Annotated in this window: 26 protein-coding genes; 5 read left to right on the top strand and 21 right to left on the bottom strand. The window is 42.3% G+C overall.

Annotation, left to right across the window (positions count from 1 at the left end):
• Positions 1-6: 6 nt before the first annotated feature.
• A complete protein-coding gene (gene tviB / locus AOC20_RS01670; protein ID WP_285896901.1) occupies positions 7-1,287 on the bottom strand; it encodes a Vi polysaccharide biosynthesis UDP-N-acetylglucosamine C-6 dehydrogenase TviB in 1,281 nt (426 codons plus the stop codon).
• A gap of 48 nt (positions 1,288-1,335) precedes the next feature.
• A complete protein-coding gene (locus AOC20_RS01665; RefSeq protein ID WP_215360866.1) occupies positions 1,336-2,607 on the bottom strand; it encodes a hypothetical protein in 1,272 nt (423 codons plus the stop codon).
• 662 nt (positions 2,608-3,269) lie between these two features.
• On the opposite strand from AOC20_RS01665, the gene AOC20_RS01660 reads away from it, so the two are divergent.
• The 4 genes from AOC20_RS01660 (at position 3,270) to AOC20_RS01645 (ending at position 7,645) form a co-directional block, all read left to right on the top strand.
• Entirely contained in the window at positions 3,270-4,169 is a 900-nt protein-coding gene (locus AOC20_RS01660) for a hypothetical protein (RefSeq protein ID WP_215360864.1), read from the top strand.
• 215 nt (positions 4,170-4,384) lie between these two features.
• Entirely contained in the window at positions 4,385-5,746 is a 1,362-nt protein-coding gene (locus tag AOC20_RS01655) for an undecaprenyl-phosphate glucose phosphotransferase (protein ID WP_215360862.1), read from the top strand.
• Positions 5,747-5,784: 38 nt separating this feature from the next.
• Positions 5,785-6,843 (top strand): glycosyltransferase family 9 protein, encoded by a 1,059-nt coding sequence (locus AOC20_RS01650; RefSeq protein WP_215360860.1) that lies wholly within the window; start codon positions 5,785-5,787, stop codon positions 6,841-6,843.
• 4 nt (positions 6,844-6,847) lie between these two features.
• On the top strand, positions 6,848-7,645 hold the full coding sequence (locus AOC20_RS01645; protein WP_215360859.1) for a WecB/TagA/CpsF family glycosyltransferase: 798 nt from the start codon (positions 6,848-6,850) through the stop codon (positions 7,643-7,645).
• 16 nt (positions 7,646-7,661) lie between these two features.
• Here AOC20_RS01645 and AOC20_RS01640 read toward each other — a convergent pair whose 3' ends face one another.
• From AOC20_RS01640 to AOC20_RS01595, 10 genes are all read right to left on the bottom strand, one after another.
• A complete protein-coding gene (locus tag AOC20_RS01640) occupies positions 7,662-8,432 on the bottom strand; it encodes a class I SAM-dependent methyltransferase (protein WP_215360858.1) in 771 nt (256 codons plus the stop codon).
• Positions 8,433-8,461: 29 nt separating this feature from the next.
• On the bottom strand, positions 8,462-9,376 hold the full coding sequence (locus AOC20_RS01635) for a glycosyltransferase family protein (protein ID WP_215360857.1): 915 nt from the start codon (positions 9,374-9,376) through the stop codon (positions 8,462-8,464).
• A gap of 75 nt (positions 9,377-9,451) precedes the next feature.
• Positions 9,452-10,288, bottom strand: coding sequence for a glycosyltransferase family 2 protein (locus tag AOC20_RS01630; RefSeq protein WP_251373124.1), 837 nt, complete (start codon positions 10,286-10,288; stop codon positions 9,452-9,454).
• Complete coding sequence (locus AOC20_RS01625; RefSeq protein ID WP_215360856.1) at positions 10,289-11,446, bottom strand: glycosyltransferase family 9 protein; 1,158 nt, start codon at positions 11,444-11,446, stop codon at positions 10,289-10,291. It lies immediately after the preceding gene.
• Positions 11,446-12,786: a flippase gene (locus AOC20_RS01620; RefSeq protein ID WP_251373123.1), complete on the bottom strand. Its 1,341-nt coding sequence runs from the start codon at positions 12,784-12,786 to the stop codon at positions 11,446-11,448. The genes AOC20_RS01625 and AOC20_RS01620 overlap by 1 nt, the downstream gene beginning before the upstream one ends.
• Positions 12,779-14,155 carry a hypothetical protein gene (locus AOC20_RS01615; protein WP_215360853.1) on the bottom strand — a complete coding sequence of 459 codons (1,377 nt, stop codon included), beginning with the start codon at positions 14,153-14,155 and terminating at the stop codon, positions 12,779-12,781. Before AOC20_RS01615 ends, AOC20_RS01620 begins: the two co-directional genes overlap by 8 nt.
• 3 nt (positions 14,156-14,158) lie before the next feature.
• Positions 14,159-14,905: a glycosyltransferase family protein gene (locus tag AOC20_RS01610; RefSeq protein ID WP_215360851.1), complete on the bottom strand. Its 747-nt coding sequence runs from the start codon at positions 14,903-14,905 to the stop codon at positions 14,159-14,161.
• A gap of 12 nt (positions 14,906-14,917) precedes the next feature.
• The gene (gene fcl, locus AOC20_RS01605; RefSeq protein ID WP_215360849.1) at positions 14,918-15,895 is read right to left on the bottom strand and encodes a GDP-L-fucose synthase; all 978 of its coding nucleotides are present in this window, start codon (positions 15,893-15,895) and stop codon (positions 14,918-14,920) included.
• Positions 15,896-15,924: 29 nt separating this feature from the next.
• A complete protein-coding gene (gene gmd / locus AOC20_RS01600) occupies positions 15,925-17,055 on the bottom strand; it encodes a GDP-mannose 4,6-dehydratase (protein WP_215360848.1) in 1,131 nt (376 codons plus the stop codon).
• Positions 17,056-17,100: 45 nt separating this feature from the next.
• Positions 17,101-18,585, bottom strand: a complete 1,485-nt coding sequence (locus AOC20_RS01595; RefSeq protein WP_215360846.1) for a mannose-1-phosphate guanylyltransferase/mannose-6-phosphate isomerase — start codon at positions 18,583-18,585, stop codon at positions 17,101-17,103.
• Between the two features lie 186 nt (positions 18,586-18,771).
• On the opposite strand from AOC20_RS01595, the gene AOC20_RS01590 reads away from it, so the two are divergent.
• Entirely contained in the window at positions 18,772-18,912 is a 141-nt protein-coding gene (locus AOC20_RS01590) for a hypothetical protein (RefSeq protein WP_215360845.1), read from the top strand.
• Between the two features lie 27 nt (positions 18,913-18,939).
• On the opposite strand, the gene AOC20_RS01585 is transcribed toward AOC20_RS01590, so the two are convergent.
• From AOC20_RS01585 to AOC20_RS01545, 9 genes are all read right to left on the bottom strand, one after another.
• A complete protein-coding gene (locus tag AOC20_RS01585) occupies positions 18,940-19,482 on the bottom strand; it encodes an HPP family protein (protein ID WP_215360844.1) in 543 nt (180 codons plus the stop codon).
• Between the two features lie 110 nt (positions 19,483-19,592).
• Entirely contained in the window at positions 19,593-19,901 is a 309-nt protein-coding gene (locus AOC20_RS01580) for a high-potential iron-sulfur protein (protein WP_215360842.1), read from the bottom strand.
• A gap of 178 nt (positions 19,902-20,079) precedes the next feature.
• Positions 20,080-20,283, bottom strand: coding sequence for a hypothetical protein (locus tag AOC20_RS01575; RefSeq protein ID WP_251373122.1), 204 nt, complete (start codon positions 20,281-20,283; stop codon positions 20,080-20,082).
• Positions 20,284-20,303: 20 nt separating this feature from the next.
• Positions 20,304-21,251 carry a hypothetical protein gene (locus AOC20_RS01570; RefSeq protein ID WP_215360840.1) on the bottom strand — a complete coding sequence of 316 codons (948 nt, stop codon included), beginning with the start codon at positions 21,249-21,251 and terminating at the stop codon, positions 20,304-20,306.
• Positions 21,252-21,255: 4 nt separating this feature from the next.
• Positions 21,256-22,056 (bottom strand): GTP cyclohydrolase I, encoded by an 801-nt coding sequence (gene folE, locus AOC20_RS01565; RefSeq protein WP_251373121.1) that lies wholly within the window; start codon positions 22,054-22,056, stop codon positions 21,256-21,258.
• Between the two features lie 66 nt (positions 22,057-22,122).
• Positions 22,123-22,494 carry an MAPEG family protein gene (locus tag AOC20_RS01560; protein WP_215360839.1) on the bottom strand — a complete coding sequence of 124 codons (372 nt, stop codon included), beginning with the start codon at positions 22,492-22,494 and terminating at the stop codon, positions 22,123-22,125.
• 21 nt (positions 22,495-22,515) lie between these two features.
• Positions 22,516-23,148 (bottom strand): glycerol-3-phosphate 1-O-acyltransferase PlsY, encoded by a 633-nt coding sequence (gene plsY, locus AOC20_RS01555; protein ID WP_215360838.1) that lies wholly within the window; start codon positions 23,146-23,148, stop codon positions 22,516-22,518.
• A 59-nt stretch (positions 23,149-23,207) separates the two neighbouring features.
• Positions 23,208-24,134: a site-specific tyrosine recombinase XerD gene (xerD, locus tag AOC20_RS01550; RefSeq protein WP_215360836.1), complete on the bottom strand. Its 927-nt coding sequence runs from the start codon at positions 24,132-24,134 to the stop codon at positions 23,208-23,210.
• Positions 24,127-24,612 carry a YajQ family cyclic di-GMP-binding protein gene (locus AOC20_RS01545; RefSeq protein ID WP_215360834.1) on the bottom strand — a complete coding sequence of 162 codons (486 nt, stop codon included), beginning with the start codon at positions 24,610-24,612 and terminating at the stop codon, positions 24,127-24,129. The genes xerD and AOC20_RS01545 overlap by 8 nt, the downstream gene beginning before the upstream one ends.
• Positions 24,613-24,682: the final 70 nt, after the last annotated feature.

Genomic DNA, 24,682 nt, shown 5'->3' with positions numbered 1-24,682 from the left:
TTTTTCTTAGAGTCTTAAATCAGATTCAGATGAATCCAAAAGATATTTAATGTCATAAAGGATATGCAAGGGCTTGCCTAGGGCACGTATCTTTTTGACACCCATTTTCTTAAATTCAGAATGTCCGACTGCTAAAATGATAGCGTCATAGGCTTGAGGTGTTAGGGCAGATTGTTTAATTGGGGTAATGCCATACTCATGGTCTGCATCTTTTGCATCAACCCAAGGATCAAAAACGTCGACTTCACAGTTGTACTCTTTAAGCTCATTGATAATATCAATTACTCGAGTATTTCGCAGATCAGGGCAGTTCTCTTTGAACGCCAATCCCATCACAAGCACTTTGGCACCATCTACATGAATACGTTTTTTGGTCATCGCCTTAACGAGCTGGCCTACCACATAGCCTCCCATACTGTCATTTAGTCGACGGCCAGCCAGAATAATTTCTGGATGGTATCCAATAGCTTCGGCTTTATGAGTTAGGTAGTAAGGATCAACGCCAATGCAATGGCCGCCAACAAGACCAGGTCTAAAGGGTAAAAAATTCCACTTAGAACCTGCTGCCTGCAATACCGCCTCAGTATCAATACCAAGCTTATTAAAAATAATCGCCAGCTCATTGATTAAGGCGATATTTAAATCACGCTGAGTGTTTTCTATCACCTTTGCTGCTTCAGCGACTTTAATACTTGGCGCCTTATGAGTGCCTACCACTACAACTTGGTTATAAAGCACATCGATTAGATCAGCAACCATCGGAGTTGAACCGGAGGTCACCTTTTTAATCGTGGAGACTCGATGTTCTTTATCGCCTGGATTGATTCGTTCAGGGCTATATCCAGCAAAAAAGTCTTGATTAAATTTCAGGCCAGAGTGTTTTTCTAAAACTGGGATGCAAATCTCTTCTGTACATCCCGGGTAAACGGTAGATTCATAAATGACTATATCGCCCGCTTTAAGAATTTTTCCAACCGTCTCAGAAGCGCGAATCAACGGCATTAAATCCGGATTCTTATGCTCATCAATAGGAGTGGGCACTGTAACAATAAAACAATTACTTCCAGTCAAATCTGTAAGCTCATGAGTAAATGAAAGTTTGGTGGCTTCTTTCAACTCTTCGGCACTCACCTCTAAAGTATGATCAACGCTAGATTGAAGCTGGGCAATGCGTTTTTGATTGATATCAAAACCCACTACCAGACGCTTTTTCCCAAACTCAACGGCAAGTGGAAGCCCCACGTACCCAAGGCCAATTACTGCTAATTTAATGTCGGCTAAATTCACAATTTCTCTTTTTAGTTACTTGCGCCCGCTAATGCCCGATCTCGGGCATTAGCTTGCATGAGGGTCCTCACTTAGTACCATCACTTTTATGCTAGCCCAAAAGCGTTGCACCAGGAGCAACATAAGCACCAGAGAAAATCCGCCAGCCATTCCGCCAGCAGTACTTTTGATCATGCCATTTTTTCCACTGCTGGTTGGCGCTGTATTGGCTTCCAATCCCTTTGTAAAGCGGGCCTGAATAATTAGGAGTTGTGAGCGAATTTGATCTAAGATTTCTTGTTGCTTTGGATCGTCTTTTCCAATTTTTGCTCTGAGCGTTGCCTCGATTGCAAGAAGTTCTTTATCCAAGACTAGACCATCAAAGGTAGTATCAATTTTAGGGAGCGCCTCATCAAGAAAAGATTTAGTTAAGGCGAGTTGAGCTAAGCGATCCTCTAGCCTCAGTAAGAGCTCCTTGGACTGGTTAATATCATTGTTTGCCGCAACAATTTGAGTAGTAATGGAGAGGTACTTGCCGCCAGATTCCTTTGTATCAACCACTTGTTGACCGGCGCTGGAGTTAGTAGGGTAGCGCTTATATAGCTCCTCCAAAGACTTGGCGCGTTGCTGCTGATGACCCATTTCAATTTTCGTGCTGGTGATTTTTCTTTGAATCTCTCCTGCAGCACTGATAACCTCGCCCTCATATCCGTTGAGCATACTGCGTATCTGTAGATATGCGCCTCCAGAACGCAAGAACTGAGAAGCTCCCCTGACAGCATCTATTGCACCCTCTTTGCTGGGACCGCTAGCATGAATCGCCAGACTTAAGATCGTAGTGCTAGCGCTATCAAATTCTTTGCTGATGCCTGCTAACTCTTTCGTATCAGCCTTGGAAAGCGCGTAATTCGGTATTGCATTTTTCTGCCACCATTGATCACCCGCCAATGTCTTATATAGCGCGACTTGACCCTCAGGCGCCTTACCATCATCTACTATTTGAGCGGCTAAATTAGGTAGGCTTTTTTGAATCAGCTTCCAAGAGAGTAGATCTAGTCCATAGGTGTTGGTGTTGGTGTTGGTGTTGGTGTTGGTGTTGGTGTTGGTGTTGGTGTTGGTGTTGGTGTTGGTGTTGGTGTTGGTGTTGGTGTTGTTCAGAAGGATGTATTCCGCAGAATAGCTACCCAAGAGCCACCAACCCCCTAGGCCCAAAACTGCGCCAGTAATGGCTGCTAGAGCAAGTATTTTCCAAGACTCAGCCAGGAAATTAACAATATCAGGCAGTGTGATTTCATTCGCATCATCAGGGGTTGCTAAGTTTTGGCTAGAGCCTATATTCATAAAAATGGAATTGGTTTATATACTAGATGTATTAGATTAATCATTATAACTTTTGACAGCGTCTTAATTCCCAAAAAGCCAATAGATATAGCCTTGTTGCAGATATCATAGATTTTTAGGCTCTTATGCTGGATAAGAGTTAATGCATAAACTACAAACTCTGACTAGGTTGAGTGCTTGATAAAAGTTTCGCATCACCCACTCGCAATTGTTAATATGAGCACCCCCCCTAAAAACCATAAAAATACAAGTTTTTTGCATTTTTATCGGAAAATTCTGGGACTTCTCCACTCTAACATCCTTCATCACCAGTCTCCGCAGAACATATGATCATCCCATTAAGTAAAAAATGTGCACGATTCCATCAAACTTTTGCTTTTTTGATCCCTTTTGCCGTTGGATTTGGCATCTACTTTTGGATGATCCCTGTTTTATTACTTGCTTTAACTTTGGTGTACTTCAAAAATGATTGGGCGCCCTTTCCTCCCACTCGAAAGCGCATTGGTTTTGAGGTCCAAGTTTTGGTATTTTGCTTGATTTTGGGCTTGTTTTTAGGGTGTTATCGGTTGTTTTACATCCCTTACCACCCCCAAATTTACACACTGCCAGGAAGATATTTCACAATTTTGCTGGCAATCACCCTGGGCGCCTCGCTGTGGATCATGAGCTTTAGGGAAAATCGTCAATATATTCAATTTATATGGTTTTTTTGCCTTGGCGCCCTCCTTTTCAGCCTCTTGACTATTGGCGCAAGTTTGGCTTTAGAGTCCCCGCCATACTATGGGCGCTTAGTCAATATTCTTACCCCCAAGGTTTTTAGCGCTCGAAGTTATATCAACTCCCCTGGTATTTCTAACTTACTATGTTTTTTCCCGGTTGCCTTTATGGCGGGATTATTAATTAAGCGAGAGCAAAGGCCATGGGGATTTTGGGTTTTAGGAGTATCTGGTTTTGCCCTTTCTTTGGGTGCTGCAATTGTGATTAATCAACGCTCTTACTTCGTTGTTACCTTGCTGATTGCGCCGATGCTTATAGGCCTTTTTTTGGCAATCCAACGAGCGTGGCGTACTTTTGCCTGGGTGGTTGTTTCGCTGGCGCTATACCCCACCCTTTGGATGATTAACTCACTCTTGTCCAATAGTCTTTGGACTCGTCTTCCAAACGACAACTTAATGAATGACGCGCGCTTTCAGATGTTTTCCTACTGGTTTTCTCATTTAATTGAAGATCCCTTTACTCGAATTGAAGTCGGTCCCGCGCAATGGCAAGGCTACCAGTGGTTTCATAACTTTTTTGCTGATGTACATCGCCTCTCTGGATTTTGGAGCTTAGCGGCTGCACTCTTACTTTTTGGGTATATCTTCTATAGACTTATTCTACTAATACGCATCAACCAAACTATGGGACTCTTTTTGGCAGCTATTGCTATCCCCATCTTCTTAATCATGAATACCTCTGTGGTGCCAGAAGGGGAAAGACAGCCGTTTTTTCTCTTGATATTCATTGGCGTGATCTGCGAAAAATTACTGGCTTTTCATAAAAAGAATCTAGCTACAAATTAAGGGCTGCCTTTAAAATATGAGGGAAACAAAATTTGTCGAATAGCTTCGTAAATCACTGTATTAATTACCGAAATAAGAATACTATCCACTTATAATGCGGTAGTTAGGCATTTATACAGGGGATTTACTTGTCAATGCCCATGAGCATCTACGAAGAAAAATATCAAGTAACCACATAGAAAACATCAATTGATTCGTCCATATACCAAAAATTCATGAGCACCCAAATCAGCGGACGTCTTCGACCCTTTAGTGCTGAGTTATCGTCCTTAAATCGCATCCTGGATGCTGCCATCATTTGGTCATCTTTGTATATAAGCTCCTTAGTTTTTCCAATTGACCTTGCCTACAAAGATATTTATCAATACGCAGCCTTTCTAGCCATCATTTTCTATTTTTTATTAGCCGAAGTTCGAGCGGTATATCGATCTTCCCGCCTTGAGGGTTACGGGCAGATTGCTGGAAAAATTCTCAGTACCTGGTTGATCGTGAGTATGACGTTAATTGTGATGGCTTTTGCCACCAAAACGTCTGCTAACTTTTCTCGCTTAGCTATTAGCGCTTGGTTAATTTCCACGCCAATTCTCTTAGTATTAGAGCGAATTTTTCTTTATTTGATTTTAAGGCTAGCGCGCGCTAAAGGCGGAAATACTAGAACCTTTGTTATTTTGGGTGACGGCGAATCACCAGACTATCTGTTAGCAAAAATTCAATCCATGCCTTGGGCTGGCCTAAGTCATGAAGGTAGCTATCATGATCTCAAGGGTTTATTGGGCGAAATTAAGACAAAACATATAGACTATGTTTTTTTAACCTATGCTGGACACCAAAAACAAGAAATTCTTGAGGCCATTAAAGCTTTGGCCAATTCAACCGCTACCGTTTATCTGGCGCCCAATATATTTCTGGCGGATCTCCTAGGTTCACACTGGGTAACTGTAGGGAATATTCCCATGATTACCATTAATGATCACCCTTTTTATGGCGGCCATTGGGCGCTTAAAAAAATTGAGGACCTCATTTTGGGTAGCCTACTATTTATACTCATTTTGCCGTTGATGGTGGTAATTGCCCTTGCTGTCAAGCTCACTTCAAGAGGTCCAATTCTCTTTAAGCAGCGTAGATATGGACTGAATGGTGAGATTATTCAAGTTCTCAAATTTAGAACCATGACCACGCAAGATGATGGGGCAATTGTGGTGCAGGCCTCCAGGGACGATCCACGGATTACCCCTCTCGGAAGATTTCTGCGTAGAACTTCACTCGATGAGCTACCCCAATTTGTGAACGTATTGCAAGGAACGATGTCTATTGTGGGGCCACGTCCTCATGCGATTTCACATAATGAGCAATATCGCCAATTGATTCAAGGCTATATGCTGCGCCATAAAGTGAAGCCAGGAATTACAGGCTGGGCTCAAGTAAATGGCTTACGCGGAGAAACTGAAACTATTGATAAGATGAAGTCGAGAGTTGACTATGATCTCTACTACATTAACCACTGGTCTATATGGCTTGATCTCAAGATTATCTTTCTGACCATCATCAATGGTTTTACGAGTAAAACAGCCTACTAAACCAATCAAATGCATTATTTCTTATAGAGAGCCCACATTTGAGTCTTATCCCACTTAATGCGACTGTTTGCATTCTGAGTGCGCGTCGTTTTGGCGATGCAATCATGAATGCCTCTAATCTAAAGCTAGCATCTCAGGCTCGTCCAGATATTAAGTGGATTATTTGGACTAAACCAGAATTTTCCCTTCTGTTTAAATTGATGGGATTTGATAACCTCATCACAGCAGAATTTCCTATTGCCGGGGGATTTCCAAAAATAATTAAAGGTGGTTGGATTGATCTAATTCAATCTACTATTCAATTGCGCAAGATGAAGATCGATGTCAGTTTCGATTTTATTGGTGATACTAGGGAGTCTTTTTTAGGGACGCTAATTGGCAGTAGAGTCCATTACTCACCAAAATGGGCGCCTTCTCACTGGATGCATCATCTCATTTGGCGCATGCAAATCCCTGGGGTGAACTATCTGTCAGTCAAACCTAATGATCATCAGGTCTATGAATTTATCCCCGCCCTCCTTTCAGAATTAGTGGGCTCCAAACTTAGCGCTCCAATTAAGCCGAGCTTGAAGAAGTTAGCATTTGATACATCCCCTAAAATTGCTTTTCATCCCTACTCCAGTCAAGCATTTAAGAAATGGCCTAACCAACACTGGCTTAAGCTAGCACAGTTACTTTCCCAATATGCCATTACACCATCTACCCTATGCTCATCCTCTGAAGAGAGTGAAGCAAGAGACCAATTTGGGTCCAGCATACCTACTGTTCATATCGCCCCCTCTGAATCTCTTGAGCAACTCATTGCCGAAATAAAAAAATTTGATCTGTTAATTGGGGTGGATAGCTTTTTAGTACACCTTGCCTCTGCATTAGGTAAAAAGACTATCGTAATTAATGCCGGCAATCTTCCCCAGTGGTGGGCGCCTCCTAATTCTGTAGCAATTGGTCAAAGCGGAGGATGCACATATTACCCTTGCTTTAACGAACCCAAATGCATTGGCAAGATAACTGAGTCTGCTTGCATTAAGTCTATTACGCCAGAGCAAATTATTGCTGCCATTGAATTTGACTCGACCATTCATATGGGTCGAGAATAAAGCCATGGCCACTTACCCAGAGACCCTCAAAATAAAAATAGCTCGAGTACAAACTGAAGTAATTGGGGTTCCCGTTGATATTGGCACAATCTCTAGTATGTCTCGCTATTTAATATCATTGGCAGATCAAAAAAAGAATACTGGCAGGTACGTCTGTGTGGCTAACGTACATATGCTAACCATTGCGCATGCAAACCCAAGATATAAATCCATCCTTGAAAATGCCCAACTAGTTACCCCAGATGGAATGCCATTAGTTTGGACGCAAAAAATCAAAGGCTTCAAAAATGCCCAGAGAGTATCTGGTCCAGATTTAATGATTGAGTTATGTAAATTGTCCTCACAGAGCAACCACTCGATTTATCTATTGGGCGCAGATGAATCAACCTTAGATTTGTTATCGAGTAATTTGCTCCTACAATTTCCAGGGCTAAATATTGCAGGAATGTATGCTCCTGAAAAATTACCAGAGCAAGCCATTGTGGATGAAAGTTTAGTTGAGAACATCAATACCTCTGGAGCAAGCTTCTTATTTGTTGGGCTAGGATGCCCAAAACAAGAGTACTGGTGCGCAACCTATGCGCCCAAAATAATTCCTATTGCTCTAGGTGTTGGCGCAGCTTTTGACTTTCATGCCGGAACTAAAAAAAGGCCACCAGCGTTCATCCAGCAATGTGGGCTGGAATGGCTCTATAGGTTACTCTCCGAACCAGGAAGATTGTGGAAGCGATATCTAGCGAGTAACTCCGCTTTTGTGTATTACACTTTACTTGACCTACTGCAAATCAATAAGCCTAAATAGGCAATATATCTCAATATCACTCTGGAGATGCGGGCTTATGCAGGTTAAGCTGAGAATCACTTAAGGTTTTACTATTCAAGAGACGATTCAGAAAGAAGGTAAAGATTGAGCTCAAATATCGCTTAGTAAAAACTCTGCTTAATGTCGGATATTTCAAGGGGTATTTACTCAAAATATGAAGCCCATTAAAAGAGTAAAAATATAAATGTAATTTTTGAGAAATTTCTTGTAAGGCCCTTGAGCTGAAGAAAGAAATATGTTGTCCAGTAGAAAAAGAGTAATACCACCAATCACTATTTGGCGGGGCCTCTGCAGAAAAACACTCAGTACTAAAAATAATTGTCTTGGAGTTATTTTCTAGCATGGCATTTTGAATAAAACCAACAGGGTCTTCAACATGCTCCAATACCTCAAATGCAGTAATAGCATCATATCCATGCTCACTTTTGCTACCCTCAAATCCAAGTGCAAAGACGTTTTGACAGTAAGGGTCTTGCCAGAAATAATTAAAGCCGTCATCCCGCATTAAGCGCGTTAGGATCCCATAACCTCCAGCAATATCTAAATATGACCCCTGTAGATCGAAATTCAATGCAATCAAAACAGCCAAGCGCGAGGATAGGGAAATATTTCGCTGTATTAAACCTGTATCACTATCAGCTATTGGATTGTTATAGGCCTCATCAAGCCAATACGGCTTTTCGGTTTGAACAAAATTACAGTACTTGCAATAAAAATAGCTAATTACATACTTCTTAAGTATTTTTTCAGAAAAGGCAAATGGCATTGACCTATCACAAATGGGGCAAGACTTCATTATCGAATACCTAAAATAGCTTTGATTTTTCGGATGCCCCGCACTAAATAAGAATTAGTAAATAAGCGTCGTGACGACATATTATCAGCCGCTAGATTTCTCTCTACTTTAGTTGGATGCCTCAAAGGAAACTGCAAATCTATGGTTTTCATATCTGAGTGAATGCTGGGACCCGTGGTGTGCGTTGCCCCCTCCCCAAAACCAATGTTACTGATCAAATTCACATTGGGGGTAATAGAGAACATTTCATTTTGCCAACATGCCAGATTCCACTGGTGATCCCAGGTATCTAATCTTTTGGTGTACACGCTCTCAAACGCCTCTTCCCAGTGTTTCTTTTCTGAGCCTTTAAATCCCAGAGAGCTCAGCCAATCACGCGCCTTTAGTTGAGGCCAGCTAGAGGCATTAACATCATACTTTTTCCATGCTCGAGCCCAAGTAGCCCAGCCCCAAATATGACAGAACCTACTAAAGTAATAATCCCCTTCGCCACGCCAAATACCCTCTTGAAAATTATCCCCAGAAATCATTCCAATGCGATCATCATTGCGGTAGTAAGCAAGCAACTCATCGCAATACTGAAAAAAGGAAGGTGCTGGCAAACAATCATCTTCTAAGATAATTGCCTCTGATACGTTACTAAAAACCCAATCTAATCCGGTAGCCAGCCTTTGCTTACAACCTAAATTACTTTCTGAATAGTTTTTGAGAACTTCACAGTCCCAATTTACCTGATCGATGATGTCTCGAGTTGCCTTACATCGCTCCGCTTCACCAGCAACATCAGTGCGTGCACCATCAGCTATAACCAGTAATTTTTTTGGCTGGACTTTTGCGATAGCATCGAAAGTCTTTTGCGCCTTATCTGGGCGATTAAAGATAATAAAAGCGACCGGGGAAGTTAATGTATGCACAATATAGCTTAGTAAAAAGAGTAGTCTAGTTTAGCAATCTATTGAGGGGCGCAAATGGATGGGCATGAGTATGTGTTACTTTGTGAGACCATATCTTATTTGCTCCCGCAGATAGGTAAATTGGCCACGCAATAAGTAAGTAGCGTATCTGCGCAATTTGTAAAGTTTTTTGGTCAAAACACTCACCCCTCTACCAGCGAGTATCAAGTCATATTCTCTTTTGAACTCAGGTTGCTGCAACGAAGACTTAGTTTGATCATGAATTCGGAGATACCCCAACACTTTAGCTACATGTACAGCGCGGTATTTTTCCAGAACACGCAAAAACCACTCGTAGTCAAAGCCATAATGTAATGACTCATTCAAATACCCAATTGAAGAATGAATAGATCTCTGCCATAGAGCGCTTTGATTTGTCAGTACCATACCTTCTGCCAGAATGGAGCGATAACTGGGAGCAACGTATTTGATATCACGAATACGTTGGTCGTTAGCATCAATAAGGCACATATCCCCAATGACTAGATTAGCCAAAGGCTCCTGTTGGGCTCTCTCAACCATTTTCTGAATAGCGTCGATCGAAAATAGATCATCAGAATTTTGCCACCCAATCCATTCGCCAGTAGCTTGTGAAATTCCTTTGTTGATGGCCTGTGCCTGACCTTCATCCGGCTCTGAAACCCAATACGCCAATTTATCGGCGTAACTCTTAATGATCTCAACACTACCATCAGTTGAACCGCCATCGATCACGATCAACTCCACATTGGAATAGGACTGATTTAATACAGACAATATTGATCTCTCAATAAATTCAACCTGATTAAAACTAGGCATCACAATAGATACCTTCGGGAACATATCGGGAACTCTTGCAGCAGACTTCATTTCAATTTTCGTAAGTTTTATCATTTAATGGGATAAATTATTCCCTAAAAGATGCTCGATTTCACTTTTTACCTCATCAACACCCATTCCTTGGATACATGGAGCGCCATCTGTAAAAATCTGCGCCTTAGTACATCGCCAATTACACTGATAGCAATCCATCTTTTTAAATAAAGTAATGGGTTTAATATCAGAAGAGTCTTCAGGATAAGGCAGAAATCGGCCAAAATGACCACCGCCTAAAATACAGATAGATCGTGTTCCTACAGAGTTAGCAATATGAATGGCTGAAGAGTCATTGCCAATAACCAAAATAGCACCCTTTAAAATACTAACTAACTCCCTTAGAGTCGTCTTTCCAGCAAGATTGATTATGCGTGGGTCTTGTTTTCTAACGCTCTCGCACAAATCAAACTCTGCTTGACTGCCACAAAGAACTACCCCTAAATCGATTCGCTCCAAAATACATTGAATCAGCTCTACGTAGTTGGAAACACCCCAACGCTTGCCTTCCCAGGAGGCACCTGGAGTGATGACAAGGTAATTATCTAGAGACTCAATTAGATTTGACTTTACTTCTCCCGCCAATTCAAGCTGGGGTAGCGTGCGTTTATATTTGACACCAGAAATCTGGCCCATAATTTCTAAATTGCGATCAATCTCATGAATTGCTTCAACCACAGTTGGATGTAAGTTTGTATACCATCTGTTTGTTACATCAGCCTCTTCCTTTAATAGATTGCTGAAGTCCCCCACAAAGCCAATACGCTCAACTGCATTTGTCGCTCTAATAATGGAGTCGCCATCTGCAAGTGACCTAGAGTAAACGGGCTGAATCGCAATTTGGAAGCCTTTTGATGCTATAAGCCGTAAAGTCCTCCAGCGATAAAGTAGCTTTTCAAATGAAAACCATTTCATATTTATAGCGATCACTTCATCCCAATAGGGCAGATCACGCGCTAAATCAGCCCAAGCGTCGTTAGCGACTAATGTCAATTTAGAGCCTGGAAAAATGGTTCTCAATTTTTCAGCGGCTGGCAGCCATAAAATAAAATCCCCAATTAAATCGACTCTGACAATGGCTACCGAGTGATTGCTGAAATTACGAGGTGGTATTTTGGCAACCAAGTAATCCACTAAGAATATTGCTCTGCGATAGAGATGCCTAATCGATGATCGCATTAAGTCGCCCATTCTGGAGGCTTAATACCGATCTGGAGAAAGAATAATTTTCTTGAAATTAAAAGATTAATAAGGGTTGTTGAGATAACCTGAGACAGTATTGCTGCATAAGCGGCCCCCACCAATCCAAAAGAGGGGATTAATGCCCAGTTTGTCAGAACGGATGCAATGGCTCCGCTAACTGTCTGAATCATTGACAATTTTGACTTACGTTCATTTAGCATCCAAATTCCTTGACCCACCCCCAGAGCAATCGGCAAGCATGTCCAAACATAAATATTCAGAATATGAATGGAATCAAAGTATTGCACACCAAAGATTGCCGGGATCAGGAATGAAGAAATTAAGGTTGTAAATAAAATAGCGAATAGACTGATTACCCATAGAGCCCTGAACATATATAACAAAGCATTATTAAAGGCAGCTCTACCTTCTAGATACTTTTTTGCCATGTAAGGTGAAATACTAATGACAATAGTCCCAGGAATCATATTCCAGGCGCTTGCAATAGGCAGCATCGCCGAAAATATTCCAAGGCTCCTCTCGTCAAGCATATTTCGAATCATAATTTGATCAATGCGCATATAAATTATGATAGATAGAGTGCTCAATATGTAAGGCCATGACTCTTGGAGTAATTTTTTGGCAACCTCTTTGGATGGAGCCCAGCTATCACTAGATGGAAAACTTTTGTATGCAATAAATATGGCGAGTGCGTTAAGCAATGATTCGGCAGCAATTACCACTACAAATGCCATCATCGGAGCTTGCATCAAAATCAACATTACTTTAATGCCATTAACTAACAAGTAAGCAATCGCTTTTGCGACAACGGTTCTCTTACTTTGACTTTGCCCTTGGAACCATAAATCAACAGTATCAGATGCCTGAAATACTAAGGTGGCACCAACTAATCCAATAATATAAATTCCGGATCCGCTGGCCCCTTCAATAAGCCCATAACTTAAGACGGCTAATAACCAACATCCAATACCCGCAAATATCCTTAACCTATAGATTGTTCCCAATATAACGTGTGCACATAGGTGGTGATGACTGAGCTCACGAACCGCAATTCCATCTAAACCTAAATTGGTTACTCCCTGAAATAATGCAATAAAGGCAATGTAATAAGTCAACTCTCCAAATTGCCCCGGCCCTAGATATCGTGCAACCCAGGCGCCAACAAGCAAACCAAGGAGAGCACGCAAAATTTTGTCAAAAAATATCCAACCACTGTTATGTATTGCAGCATGCAAGTTTGCACGACCAGCCAGTTTTTTTCGGATAGAAAATGGAATGAGGCGGAGCCAAACAGGATCAGAAGGCAAATTAGTCACTTTGCACCCTAAGATTAAGCGTAGCAACCAAACTAATCATAAAAATAAGACCGTCTATATATACTTTTTGAGATAGCTCTGTAGTAAACATACTTAGCAACAAGCTTAGCAATACCCACCCACCGATGATCTGCGAAAGGCTTGAGCCCGTTAAGGATTGATACCAAGCTATAGCGCCAGCTCCCAATAACAAAAATATTCCTGGCAAGCCTAAACCTAAGGTGAAATCCAGCCATCCACTATGACTTTGATGCAGCTTTGCTTCTGGCCACACTTTTTTACCCAGGCGACCAAATGATCTTTCGACCAAACCAAAACCAAGTGGATTTTGACCAATTAAACGCAGGGCTGCGGTGCCCCATGCGATACGCTCATAGTTGGTACCTGAGATTTGCCTACCCTCTTCGTTTTGAGGTGGCTTTAATGTTGCCTGATCCTGCCAATTATTGTATTGATCAATTTGCACGGCAATCTTGGCGTCGGAAATGATCGAATTCCATTGAGCATTATTTTGAAACTGATAGAAAGCCCCCATCACTGGTATTGCCGTAATTAAGCAACCCACTACGAGCTTCTGGTATGAAAGCGTTCTAATTTGATCTTTGAGTATCAAACCACAAAAACATAAAGTTAGAAAAAAAGCGTAGATCTCCCCATTGCGATCCTTTTCATGAATAAAATTAAGTAGTACAGCCGCAATACATATGAAATAAATCATTGCATTACGACTTAATAAATTACCCTTCAAATACAGCTCATACAAGCATGCTAGAGATATTGTATATAAAGGGAGGCAGAAAAAGACATAAGCAGATTTATGGACAAAATATTTGGTGGCCTCAGGTTGAAGCAACATAAGCTCAGGCACATCTAGACCATAACGAGCAACCAAAATACCGGCCCCAAATTTAATCCAATAAATCAAAGTAGGCAGAGCGAATCCTGCAAACAGAATTCTCTGTGAAATTTTCGCTTTATCAGGCGCAATCAATAACTGCCCATTGAGAGACAGACCCAAACCGCAGGCAAAAATAAATCCAATGGCGGTACGCTTCCAGATAGTTCCAAATTCCAACCACTGCGCATCAAAGTCAGAAGATAAAAATATCAAATGAAAGACAACCCAAGCAAATAAAGCTCCAACCATCCATATAGGTAAGGAATTTTTACTACCAAAAATGCTTAGGTTGCGAGCGATGGTGTAAAGGCTGATCAGCGCACCTGTAAACAAGCAAAGGTGGCGAATTAGAATTGTTTCAGGAAGCACCCAAATGCCAAATAAAATGGCAAACAGTGCGCACTGTAGATAAATAGCGAATGAAGGAGGCGTATAGATTTGCCTTCCCAACAGTCTCACTTGATTCATCATTAATCAATCCCGATAGCGAATGACCTGCCATGGAAGGCGGCGGGTAAATTCAGTGGGGCTATTTCTGGCTAAATGATAGAAAAAAGGTTTATGTGGTTGATTGTGAAATAAGCTCTCTACAAAATGCACAAATGATGTATCAATTGTGTGAATTTCATCAGCCATTAAGGCAAGCTTAGTCCAATCAAAAATATTGTTGGTTTCTGGTGCAACTGTAATAATTTTTTTACCATCAGGATTTTCAATTTTGAGGTCGTAACTCACTAATCCAGATTCAAAGTTGCAAACCAAAATATAGGGTTCATGATTAGGATTGAGTCTTTCATAAAGCCATTCAGATTTGGGCCCCGGCGGCACATCACAATCACTCCAGCGAGCTTCAAAAGGAACGTGATGTTGCTCATAAAAGGATTCATCAAAGCGCTTGATATCCACACCATCAATTCCTATAGGCGCGTAACTGGCATTTAAGAAGCTGGTAAATTGGCGGACTTCACGCCCACCCTCAATTGGAAAAAGGAAAACGTTATCTAGATCTTGAAACATCCAAGCTAAAGACTGGTAGCAGCGAGGCAAACAAGCATAGTAATAGCGAGTTTTTGGATTACGCTTCGAGAGCGCACGCATTAAACCCAAACAAACTAAGTTATCGCCAAGACCAAAATGGGGTTCTAAAACAACAATATCTTTCCTTATTGGAAGATAAAGGTTTTTTAATGCTCTTTTGAAATTGCTATCTTTAAAACGCATGAAACCCATTCATTATTTAGTTAGTCGCAGTAAAAACTCTTGGTAAGCTAATTGCAGGCCGTCATTTAAAGTAACCAATGGAGTCCATCCCAAACGATTGATCCTAGAGGAGTCCATCCATTTACGCGGAGCTCCATCAGGCTTGGTAGGATCAAAGTCGATATGGCCTTGATAGCCGACAGCTATACCTACTGCCTTAGCTAAATCAGCAATAGTTACATCCGAGCCATACCCTACATTGATATGACTGCACATCGGTTCTGTTTGTTCGTCGTAAATCGACTTTTCTAATTCCATAACAAAGACTGAAGCAGCAGCCATGTCATCCACAAATAAAAACTCTCGCCTAGGAGTTCCTGAGCCCCAGATTGTGACATTTGGTGATCGACTTTCTTTAGCCTCATGAAAGCGTCGAATCAATGCTGGAATCACATGACTATTTTCTGGGTGATAGTTATCGCCCGGTCCATATAAATTGGTTGGCATGACGGAGCGATAGTCAATGCCATGCGAGGCTCCATATTGACGGTTGTAACTCTCGCACAATTTAATACCAGCAATTTTGGCAACTGCATACGGCTCATTTGTCGACTCGAGCAAGCCCGTTAGTAACGCATCTTCAGCCATAGGCTGCGGAGCTAATTTAGGATAAATACAGCTCGAACCCAAAAACAGAAGTCTTTTAACGCCGGCAACGAAAGCCTGATGAATCACATTGGATTCCATCATGAGATTTTGATAAATAAATTCTGCAGGAAAAGTATTGTTTGCATAAATGCCGCCTACTTTTGCTGCAGCCAAATAGACTTGATCGGGCTTTTCTTCTTCAAAAAAGGCTTGAACAGCTGCTTGATTCGTTAAATCGAGCTCTGCATGTGTGCGAGTAATGATGTTCTCATACCCTTTTTCCTTCAAAGTACGAACAATCGCAGAGCCAACCATCCCCCTATGGCCTGCTACATAAATTTTTTGATTTAGATTAATCGACACTTTATTAGCTCTATTTATAAAAATGGGGATTAATTTTCTTTACCAACGGCAACGCTATGGCCATGCTTAAGTAATAGGGCATGCTGCTTGGCTTTATCGAGGTCATTGGCAACCATTTCAACAATCATTTGGTCAAGCGTGATTTCTGGAACCCAACCCAATTTTGCTTTCGCCTTAGCTGGATCACCCAATAGGGTCTCTACTTCAGTTGGACGGTAATAGCGCGGATCAATCTGCACAATCACATCGCCTACCTTTAATGCGGGGGCTTGATCACCCTCGATAGCAGCTACGATAGCTTTCTCATTTTCAGCAACGCCTTCAAACTTAAGGGTAATGCCAAGTTGCTGGGCACTACGGGCAATAAATTCACGAACAGTAAACTGCACACCCGTTGCAATCACAAAATCTTCGGGCACTTCTTGCTGCAACATTAGCCATTGCATACGAACATAGTCCTTAGCGTGACCCCAGTCACGAAGGGCGTCGATATTACCCATGAACAGGCACTTCTCTAAGCCTTGAGCAATGTTTGCCAAGCCACGGGTCACCTTGCGTGTAACAAAGGTCTCGCCGCGGCGCTTAGATTCATGATTGAACAAGATTCCATTACAAGCGTAAATCCCATAAGCTTCGCGATAGTTCACGGTGATCCAGTAAGCATACATCTTGGCTACGGCATATGGACTTCTTGGATAGAACGGCGTAGTTTCTTTTTGGGGAATTTCTTGAACTAAACCATAGAGCTCAGAAGTCGATGCTTGATAAAAACGGGTTTTCTTTTCTAAACCTAAGATACGTATAGCCTCCAACATACGCAATGGTCCAATAGCATCGACATCAGCCGTGTATTCAGGCGACTCAAAAGATACCGCTACATGGGACTGTGCGCCCAAGTTATAAATCTCGTCGGGCTGTGATTCTTGAATAATGCGTACCAAGTTACTGGTATCAGTTAAGTCGCCGTAATGCAGAATCAAATCTTGATGATCGATATGTGGATCTTGATAAATATGATCAATACGCTCGGTGTTAAAAGAAGATGAGCGGCGCTTAATACCGTGAACGATATAACCCTTCTCCAATAGGAATTCAGCAAGGTAGGAGCCATCCTGACCTGTAATACCTGTAATAAGAGCTACTTTTTGTTTGTTTGTCATGTTTCTTCTCTACTCTTTAATCTTCGCTATTAATTTTTTTAGGTATCAACTACGACCATACGTGTCTTCAAAACGGACAATGTCGTCTTCACCTAAATAACTACCCGACTGCACTTCAATAATCTCCAGGGGCTCAGAGCCACGATTAGCCAAACGATGTGTTTGCCCTTGAGGAATATAAGTACTTTGATTTTCATGGAGAGTGATTACTTGATCCCCATTGGTGATCTCAGCCACACCTTTAACCACAATCCAATGCTCTGCGCGGTGATGATGCATTTGTAAAGAAAGGCTGGCACCTGGTTTGACCTGAATGCGCTTTACTTTAAAGCGCTCGCCTTCATCCACACTGTCATACCAGCCCCAGGGTCTAGCAACCTTGCGATGCAGACTTTTCTCTTCCCGCTTTTGTGATTCCAGCAGATTCACAATGTTTTTAACATCTTGGCTATTTTTGCGATCAGCTACTAGTACTGCGTCTGCTGTTTCTACGATGATGAGATTTTCAACCCCAACCACACTCACCAAACGACTGTTGGCATGCACTAAGGAGTTCTTGGAGTTCGTTAGCAATGTATCGCCACTAGTCACGTTACCATCTTGGTCTTGTTTGCCTACTTGCCACACTGCATCCCAAGCACCGAGATCATTCCAACCGGCATCTAATTCCACCATCTTGATGTTGTATTGACCGCCTTGGCTATTCGGACACTTTTCAATCACCGCATAGTCAATCGACTCACTTGGAATTGCCATAAATTCTTCTTTGCCTGGGCGAATAAATTGCACTCCGTCGGCCCTATCTTCAGATTTCGCTTGCCATGCTTTTTGTGAAGCATCATAGATATCACCACGATATTCCCTGAGGGCAGCAAGCCATGTACTGGCTTTGAGCACAAACATACCGCTGTTCCAAAGATAGCTTCCATCAGCCAAATAACTTTGTGCAGTCTGGCTATCTGGCTTTTCTACAAAGCGATCGACTACAAATGCGTTGTGTTGATCCTTTGCACCAGAGCGCTGAATATATCCATAGCCTGTTTCAGGTGCAGTTGGTGTAATACCCAAGATAGCAATGCTTGGTACATTTACCTCAACCACTGAAATGCAATCTTGCAATGCCTTAGTAAAGGCGGCAGGATTTTGAATCGTTTGATCCGCTGGAGTAATTACCAAAATGGGATCTTGATCTTGAGCTAACTGCTGAGCACAAAAAGCAGCCATGCTTAATGCAGGTGCTGTGTTGCGACCTACTGGCTCTAGTAACAAAGTGGCGTGAACTGATTTCATTTCACGTAATTGATCTAGCACCAAGAATCGGTGGTCTTCATTAGTGACTACCAAGGTATTACCGAGTGTAATTTTTGTACTAGCAACGAAATTGATGCGCTCGACCGCTTGTTGAAAAAGGCTTTGAGATGAGCCGTCGCCAGAGAGAACCAAAAATTGCTTTGGAAAGCCCGAACGGGACAAAGGCCAAAGCCGAGTACCGGAGCCGCCGCAAAGAATGACTGGAATCACTAAAGCCATGAAATTGAAAGCAATGGATATGCTTTTTATAAATAAAAGTAGATTTTAAAGGGTTTATGACCCCTCTTTAGCAAAGCTTGGGAATTTATTAAAACCCCAAAAAGCGTCAGCCAAGAGCACAATGGCGCTGTATTGCAGATTGAATTTCAAACAATAACTAGAGAAATCACTACAGGAGCCATCACTATGAGCAATATCCCTAAAATTAACTTACGCAATTCCTTAACTGAGTGCGGTCAATCTATCCGCAAGGAGAATGCCGGGAAGTTCCAGAACTACGCTATTTTGGACTGCAAAGCCTCTATTGCTGCAGGCAAAATCAAATAAGAAAAAACACAGCTACCGTCTAGAACCCTATCTAGGCGGCCTATTGGGGTAAGGTTTACCAGTCAGATTGCTGTAAACCGCCCCAGCCAGAATCAATAAAACAGAGTCCACCATTACAGGGAAAAAGGCATAGCGATAGCTGCCGATATGCCCTAGCACCACAATCAAAGAGACGGCTGCAGCTGGTGGGTGCAGACAGCGCAATACAAACATCCCGAGAATAGATAGTGCAGCTGCCGCAGGTAACGCCAACAATGGCTGTTCAATGAGATGAAAACAGCCAATTCCGACTAGTGCAGATAGCGTATTGCCAGCGATTACTGCCCAAGGTTGTGCCATAGGGCTACCCGGCAGAGCAAACACCAATAAAGCGCTTGCTCCCAAGGATGCCATGAGCCATTCATCTACACCACTTAGCTCGCCAAGGTGTTTGGCGATAGTGAACACTAACATAAGGCCAATAAAAGCACCCAATACCGAGCGAATTTTCTCCAACCAACTCACAGGCGGTTGATCACCGCCCATATAAAAAAGAAGGTCTTTTAAAAAACGCTTATTGGACTGCTTCATTCACATTCCTTGATGGACTCAGCGAGGGTAATAAAAAAGGCTGCAAAAGCAGCCTTTTTTCTATTCCGAGACATCTAAAGCCCTGGAATGAATACGCTAGCAAAAGGTAATTAAGCCTTCTTAGCGTAAGCAGAGCACCAGCCTGGACCAGCAACTTGCTTACCAGCGAACAATGAGCAACCACCTGCTGGAGAGCCAGGCTTACCTTGGTACAAAGCACAGTTATCGCACTTTTGACCAGCGGCATATTTTGGAAACTTTGCCTTGTCTACTTTAGAAGCATCTGCTTTGTAACCCAATGCAGCAGCTTGTGGATCGGTTTCAGCAACCATTGCTTGAGCTTGAACTTTACCGTTCAATGCCAAAGTACAAGCACCAGCTGCAGACAAAATCATAAATTGGCGACGACTATTTTTCATGGATTCTCCAAAAATAAATCAGTGATGAACATGCAAACGCACTTTGTAGCAATGCGCAACTTTGAAAACTCAGATGATCATAGTGGAGAAGATTTATTCAGTCACTGGGTGATGCAAGTCTTTGATTTATATAGAAATTTAGATGAGAATTGTTCTCAGCAAGAGTTCGAATGCAAATCTACTTCCAACCCTTGAGTTTCATGCAACCAATCCACTGGCGATAGTGAACACCAGACCCCTGCTCTGGATAATCCTCGCGGCACTCTTTTAAATCCTTGTTGTAGGTCGCCTTATTGTTTTTGGTTGGGTCAACATTCTCGTCAGGGAAACCTGCGCAAGCAACCACAACAACCCCAAGTAATACTGAAAATAAAAGACGCATATATCGGGATTGCATACACATCATTTGGAGCCTCGGGTCGCCATCTTCATGTACGCGCCGTGATTGCCGCAGGCGCGATTAAATGCTACTGCAGACAATGAATCTTTTGCAGCAATGGCGCCATTAGTAGCGCTCGATTTTGGAGCTGTTCCAGCAGCAGTCATTGCATATGAGTTATCTGCGCAGCTAGCTGTAAAAATATAGTCTGCTTGTTTGGATAAATTTTTATCGAGATAGTAAGCGTTTATTCGTAACTGGCGGATCTCTTTTTTACTATCTACGATAGTTACTTCATTGTTGATGACTTCATAAAATATAGGCGGCTTGGTATTGCTTGATTCAATGACCTCTTCTTGCGCAAGAGTCACGATCTGCTTACTTTGTTTTTGATCAAACACTTCTTCTGGCGCTTTCTTAGCAATCGGCGCTGGCAAGGCACCATCTTGGAATAAGAAATAATTGACGTTTTGATCATCAATAAATTTACGCCCACACAGACGCGAACGCACATAAGCCATCGCAGTTTTAGCTTTAATCTTGACCCAGCCAGAACCGTTCACTGGCTTAGCATCTCCGACTAGCGGCCTTTGCGCAAGCAAGTCTTTGGTGTAGAGGGTTTCTGACCATTGATTATTACTAAAACAATCTAACTTCTGTAAATATGGGCCAACGATCGTGGCATTAAATGCGGGTAGATTATTTTTCTCTCTGGGGGCAATGTAAGCGGCAAAAGATAGAATGCCATCCTCATCTTCACTCAAAGTGTAGGGATCATAGAGCCAAGTCTTTGTCTTGGATTCTGCTAACAGAATCCAAGTACGGTCTTTGAAGTCTTTTTGATTAAGCGGAGGAATATAAAAAAATGGAGACTCCATTTTTTCACTCGCTAAGGTCTGATAGTCCTGTCTATTGGGGCCCATAGAGCAACCCATAGCAAACAAAACAACCAGGATAAGAACTTTTTTCATATTCCTATTTTCGATCAATCAGCGCCAGAAACTCTCTACGCAGATTAGAGTCTTTCAAGAAAGCGCCACGCATCACACTGTTGATCATCTTCGAGTCGCGATCTTTAACGCCACGCCACTGCATGCAAAAGTGATCCGCATCCATCACTACAGCAACACCGATAGGCTTAATTTTTTTCTCCAACATATCAGCCAACTCCACTACCGCCTCTTCCTGAATTTGCGGACGACACATGACCCACTCGGTAAGACGCGAATATTTAGAAAGGCCGATCAAGGCAGACTCTTTACTAGGTAGTACGCCAATCCAAATGCGACCCATAATTGGACAAAGGTGGTGGGAGCAAGCGCTACGTACGGTAATAGGCCCAATAATCATCAATTCGTTGAGACGGCTCACATTGGGGAACTTAGTCAAGGTAGGCTGAACTACATAACGACCGTTAAATACCTCCTGGACATACATCTTGGCAACGCGACGACTTGTATTTTGCGTGTTGTGATCATTTTCAGTATCAATAACCAAGCTCTCTAGAACAGCCTGCATCTTTTCTGCGACCTCATCTACTAATCCCTCTAACTCACCTGGCTCAATGAATGCCGAGATATTGTCGTTCGCATGAAAGCGTGCTTTTTGCGCTTCAATACGGCGACGAATGACTACCGACAAAGGTAAGCCACCCTCATCTTTTGTATTTGTGGTCTTTTTTGCTGTAGTGATCTTTTTTGCTGGAGCTGTCTTTTTTACTGCAATTACTTTTTTAACTACAGTCTTTTTTGCTGCGGCTGGTTTTTTAGTAGGCATAAGAAATAGTCTGTCTCGAATTTTTACTTATTGTTAGGTTTTAAATAGTATTTAATATTGAAATTCTTAAAGCTGAAAAAACATACTGACAACGCAGATAATTCCAATCGACCAAACAATCGATCGAGTCGTTGGCCAATTGGCTACATAGCAAATTAAGTAAGCAATTCGTGCAGCTACAAAGCCTAGTGCAAGCAGGTCAATTCTAGCTTGCGGGGCATTGGCAATCGAGGCGATGATTACTGCCGCAAAAAATAGGGGCAAGGACTCAAATAAATTAGCTTGTGCGGCATTGGCCCTTGCTCTAAAACCAGTTTGCTGAGCAAGCCATTGTCTAGGTAAGGCATTGTCATAGCCCTGAAAGCCCTTCTTGGCTATACCAGCAGCAACATAGGGGAACAGTCCCATAAAGAGAACGCAAGCATAAGCAATAGTCATATTTTGAGCGTTTTTATTAAATTATTGAGAAGTCTTTTTGGAACCAATGCGACTCTCGGTTCCATTGAGTAAATTTTGGATATTGCTACGGTGGCGCCAAATTAATAAGAGGCAAACAATAAGTAGGGCGATACCCATAGGCTGAAAGCCAAACAAGAAAACAAAATAGATGGGGCCAAAGATTGCAGCTGCTAATGCAGCCAATGATGAGTAGCGCATAAACATCGCCACAATAATCCAGGTACTCAGTGTCGCTAAACCTAGGATCCAATTAATACCAAACAAAATTCCGCAGGCTGTAGCAACCCCTTTGCCACCTTTAAAGCCGTGGAATATCGGAAAGAGGTGGCCCAGAAAAACAGCGATCACTACTCCGCAAAGCAACCAAGAATTTAATGTCGAGGTTAATGACTCATCACCTAACAATACGCGTGCGAGCATGACTGCAAAATATCCTTTAAGGGCATCGCCGATTAAGGTCAACACTGCAGCCAATTTATTGCCGGTACGCAAAACATTGGTTGCCCCTGGATTACCTGAGCCATAAGAATGGGGATCAGGCAAGCGCATACACTTACTCACCACGACCGCAAAAGAGATAGAGCCAATGAAATAGGCAATGGGGATCAACAAAAGATCTAAAGTAAGGTCCATACCGCTATCTTAAACACTTATGAATGCAGGCAGACGCCAAACCTTGGCTCGGAAAGCGCTTAAGAACCCCGAGGATGATGTTGCTGGTGAATGGATTTGAGTCTTTCTCTGGCCACATGGGTATAGATTTGAGTAGTAGAGATGTCCGCATGCCCTAAAAGCAGCTGAACCACCCTTAAATCGGCGCCATGATTGAGTAAATGGGTCGCAAAGGCATGACGCAAGGTATGGGGTGAGAGGGCCACAGGAATATTTGCTACTGTCGCGTAACGCTTAATCAATGCCCAAAAAGCTTGCCTAGTTAAACCGGTGCCAGTATGGCGACCTACAAATACCGCATCTGTTGTTTTGCCCTCTAATAATGGAGTACGCGCTTCTGCTAAATATTTTCTTAACCACTGCCCTGCTTCACCACCAAATGGGACTAAACGCTCTTTACCACCTTTACCATTGACTACCCGTACTACACCCTCATTTAAACCGAGTGCCACCGTTTTTAATGAGACGATTTCTGAAACACGCAAACCACTGGCATACATCAGCTCTAACATAGTGCGATCACGCAAACCTAAAGGCGTTTCGATATCAGGCGCATTCAGTAGTGCCGTTACCTGATCTTCACTTAATGTTTTTGGAAAGCGCAGCGCTTGCTTAGCAGCGCGTAATCCTATGCAAGGATCACTCTTCACTAAATTGATACGCAGGGCATGACGGTAGAAACGTTTGAAAACTGTTAAACGTCGATTGGCAGTAGTAGCTTTATCAGCTCTACGATGAGCGATATAAGCAGTGAGATCTTTTTCTGTAACGCCGTAAAGATCACCGCCAGTCTCTTTATAAAGCCATTGGGCCAATAGCAATAAGTCTCTACGGTATGCAGCTAAACTATTTTGAGCAAGCCCATCTTCCAACCAGCAAGCATCGCAGAAGCGTTCAATGGCTTCTTGGCTTGCTGGGGCTATTGCAGGTGACGCAACATTAGTCACGGAAATTATTAAAGCCTAATGGCGCTTCAGTTACTTCTTTTTTAAGTAGTGCCATTGTTTCTTGTAAGTCATCACGCTTAGCACCAGTAACACGTACCGCATCACCCTGAATGCTTGCCTGCACTTTGAGCTTGCTGTCTTTGATAATACGTACTACTTTTTTAGCCAACTCTGAAGTAATCCCTTTTTGAATCTTCATAGTTTGCTTGCGCTTATCACTGCCAATCGTTTCTGTTTTGTCATCTTTGAGATAGCGCACATCCACATTGCGCTTTGCCATTTTGCCAATCAGAACATCACGCACTTGACCCAACTTAAAGTCATCGTCGCCAAACAAAATGAGAGTCTCGTCTTTTTGCTCTACACGGCTATCGGAGCCCTTGAAGTCAAAACGATTGCTAATTTCTTTATTTGATTGCTCAATCGCATTTTTGAGCTCCACCATGTCCGGCTCACAAACAACGTCAAATGTTGGCATCTCAACTCCTTCAATAATCTTGCTTATTTGGTTTAAGTTCTATTTTTGCGAATTTCTAATGCTCATGGCT

This window comes from Polynucleobacter ibericus (assembly GCF_018687955.1).
Classification (GTDB): domain Bacteria; phylum Pseudomonadota; class Gammaproteobacteria; order Burkholderiales; family Burkholderiaceae; genus Polynucleobacter; species Polynucleobacter ibericus.
This window is presented reverse-complemented; position numbering and strand designations above follow the sequence as displayed.

Bases quoted from the DNA above. Each gene is read 5' to 3' on its own strand.
- AOC20_RS01570 (WP_215360840.1), bottom strand. From the start codon at position 21,251: ATGAAAAAAGTTCTTATCCTGGTTGTTTTGTTTGCTATGGGTTGCTCT.
- AOC20_RS01615 (WP_215360853.1), bottom strand. From the start codon at position 14,155: ATGATGAATCAAGTGAGACTGTTGGGAAGGCAAATCTATACGCCTCCT.
- AOC20_RS01575 (WP_251373122.1), bottom strand. From the start codon at position 20,283: ATGCGTCTTTTATTTTCAGTATTACTTGGGGTTGTTGTGGTTGCTTGC.
- AOC20_RS01595 (WP_215360846.1), bottom strand. From the start codon at position 18,585: ATGGCTTTAGTGATTCCAGTCATTCTTTGCGGCGGCTCCGGTACTCGG.
- AOC20_RS01560 (WP_215360839.1), bottom strand. From the start codon at position 22,494: ATGACTATTGCTTATGCTTGCGTTCTCTTTATGGGACTGTTCCCCTAT.
- AOC20_RS01655 (WP_215360862.1), top strand. From the start codon at position 4,385: ATGAGCACCCAAATCAGCGGACGTCTTCGACCCTTTAGTGCTGAGTTA.
- gmd (WP_215360848.1), bottom strand. From the start codon at position 17,055: ATGACAAACAAACAAAAAGTAGCTCTTATTACAGGTATTACAGGTCAG.
- AOC20_RS01590 (WP_215360845.1), top strand. From the start codon at position 18,772: ATGAGCAATATCCCTAAAATTAACTTACGCAATTCCTTAACTGAGTGC.
- plsY (WP_215360838.1), bottom strand. From the start codon at position 23,148: ATGGACCTTACTTTAGATCTTTTGTTGATCCCCATTGCCTATTTCATT.
- AOC20_RS01630 (WP_251373124.1), bottom strand. From the start codon at position 10,288: ATGATAAAACTTACGAAAATTGAAATGAAGTCTGCTGCAAGAGTTCCC.
- AOC20_RS01610 (WP_215360851.1), bottom strand. From the start codon at position 14,905: ATGCGTTTTAAAGATAGCAATTTCAAAAGAGCATTAAAAAACCTTTAT.
- AOC20_RS01545 (WP_215360834.1), bottom strand. From the start codon at position 24,612: ATGCCAACATTTGACGTTGTTTGTGAGCCGGACATGGTGGAGCTCAAA.
- AOC20_RS01645 (WP_215360859.1), top strand. From the start codon at position 6,848: ATGGCCACTTACCCAGAGACCCTCAAAATAAAAATAGCTCGAGTACAA.
- AOC20_RS01660 (WP_215360864.1), top strand. From the start codon at position 3,270: ATGAGCTTTAGGGAAAATCGTCAATATATTCAATTTATATGGTTTTTT.
- AOC20_RS01625 (WP_215360856.1), bottom strand. From the start codon at position 11,446: ATGCGATCATCGATTAGGCATCTCTATCGCAGAGCAATATTCTTAGTG.
- AOC20_RS01665 (WP_215360866.1), bottom strand. From the start codon at position 2,607: ATGAATATAGGCTCTAGCCAAAACTTAGCAACCCCTGATGATGCGAAT.
- AOC20_RS01640 (WP_215360858.1), bottom strand. From the start codon at position 8,432: ATGCCATTTGCCTTTTCTGAAAAAATACTTAAGAAGTATGTAATTAGC.
- folE (WP_251373121.1), bottom strand. From the start codon at position 22,056: ATGCCTACTAAAAAACCAGCCGCAGCAAAAAAGACTGTAGTTAAAAAA.
- AOC20_RS01585 (WP_215360844.1), bottom strand. From the start codon at position 19,482: ATGAAGCAGTCCAATAAGCGTTTTTTAAAAGACCTTCTTTTTTATATG.
- AOC20_RS01580 (WP_215360842.1), bottom strand. From the start codon at position 19,901: ATGAAAAATAGTCGTCGCCAATTTATGATTTTGTCTGCAGCTGGTGCT.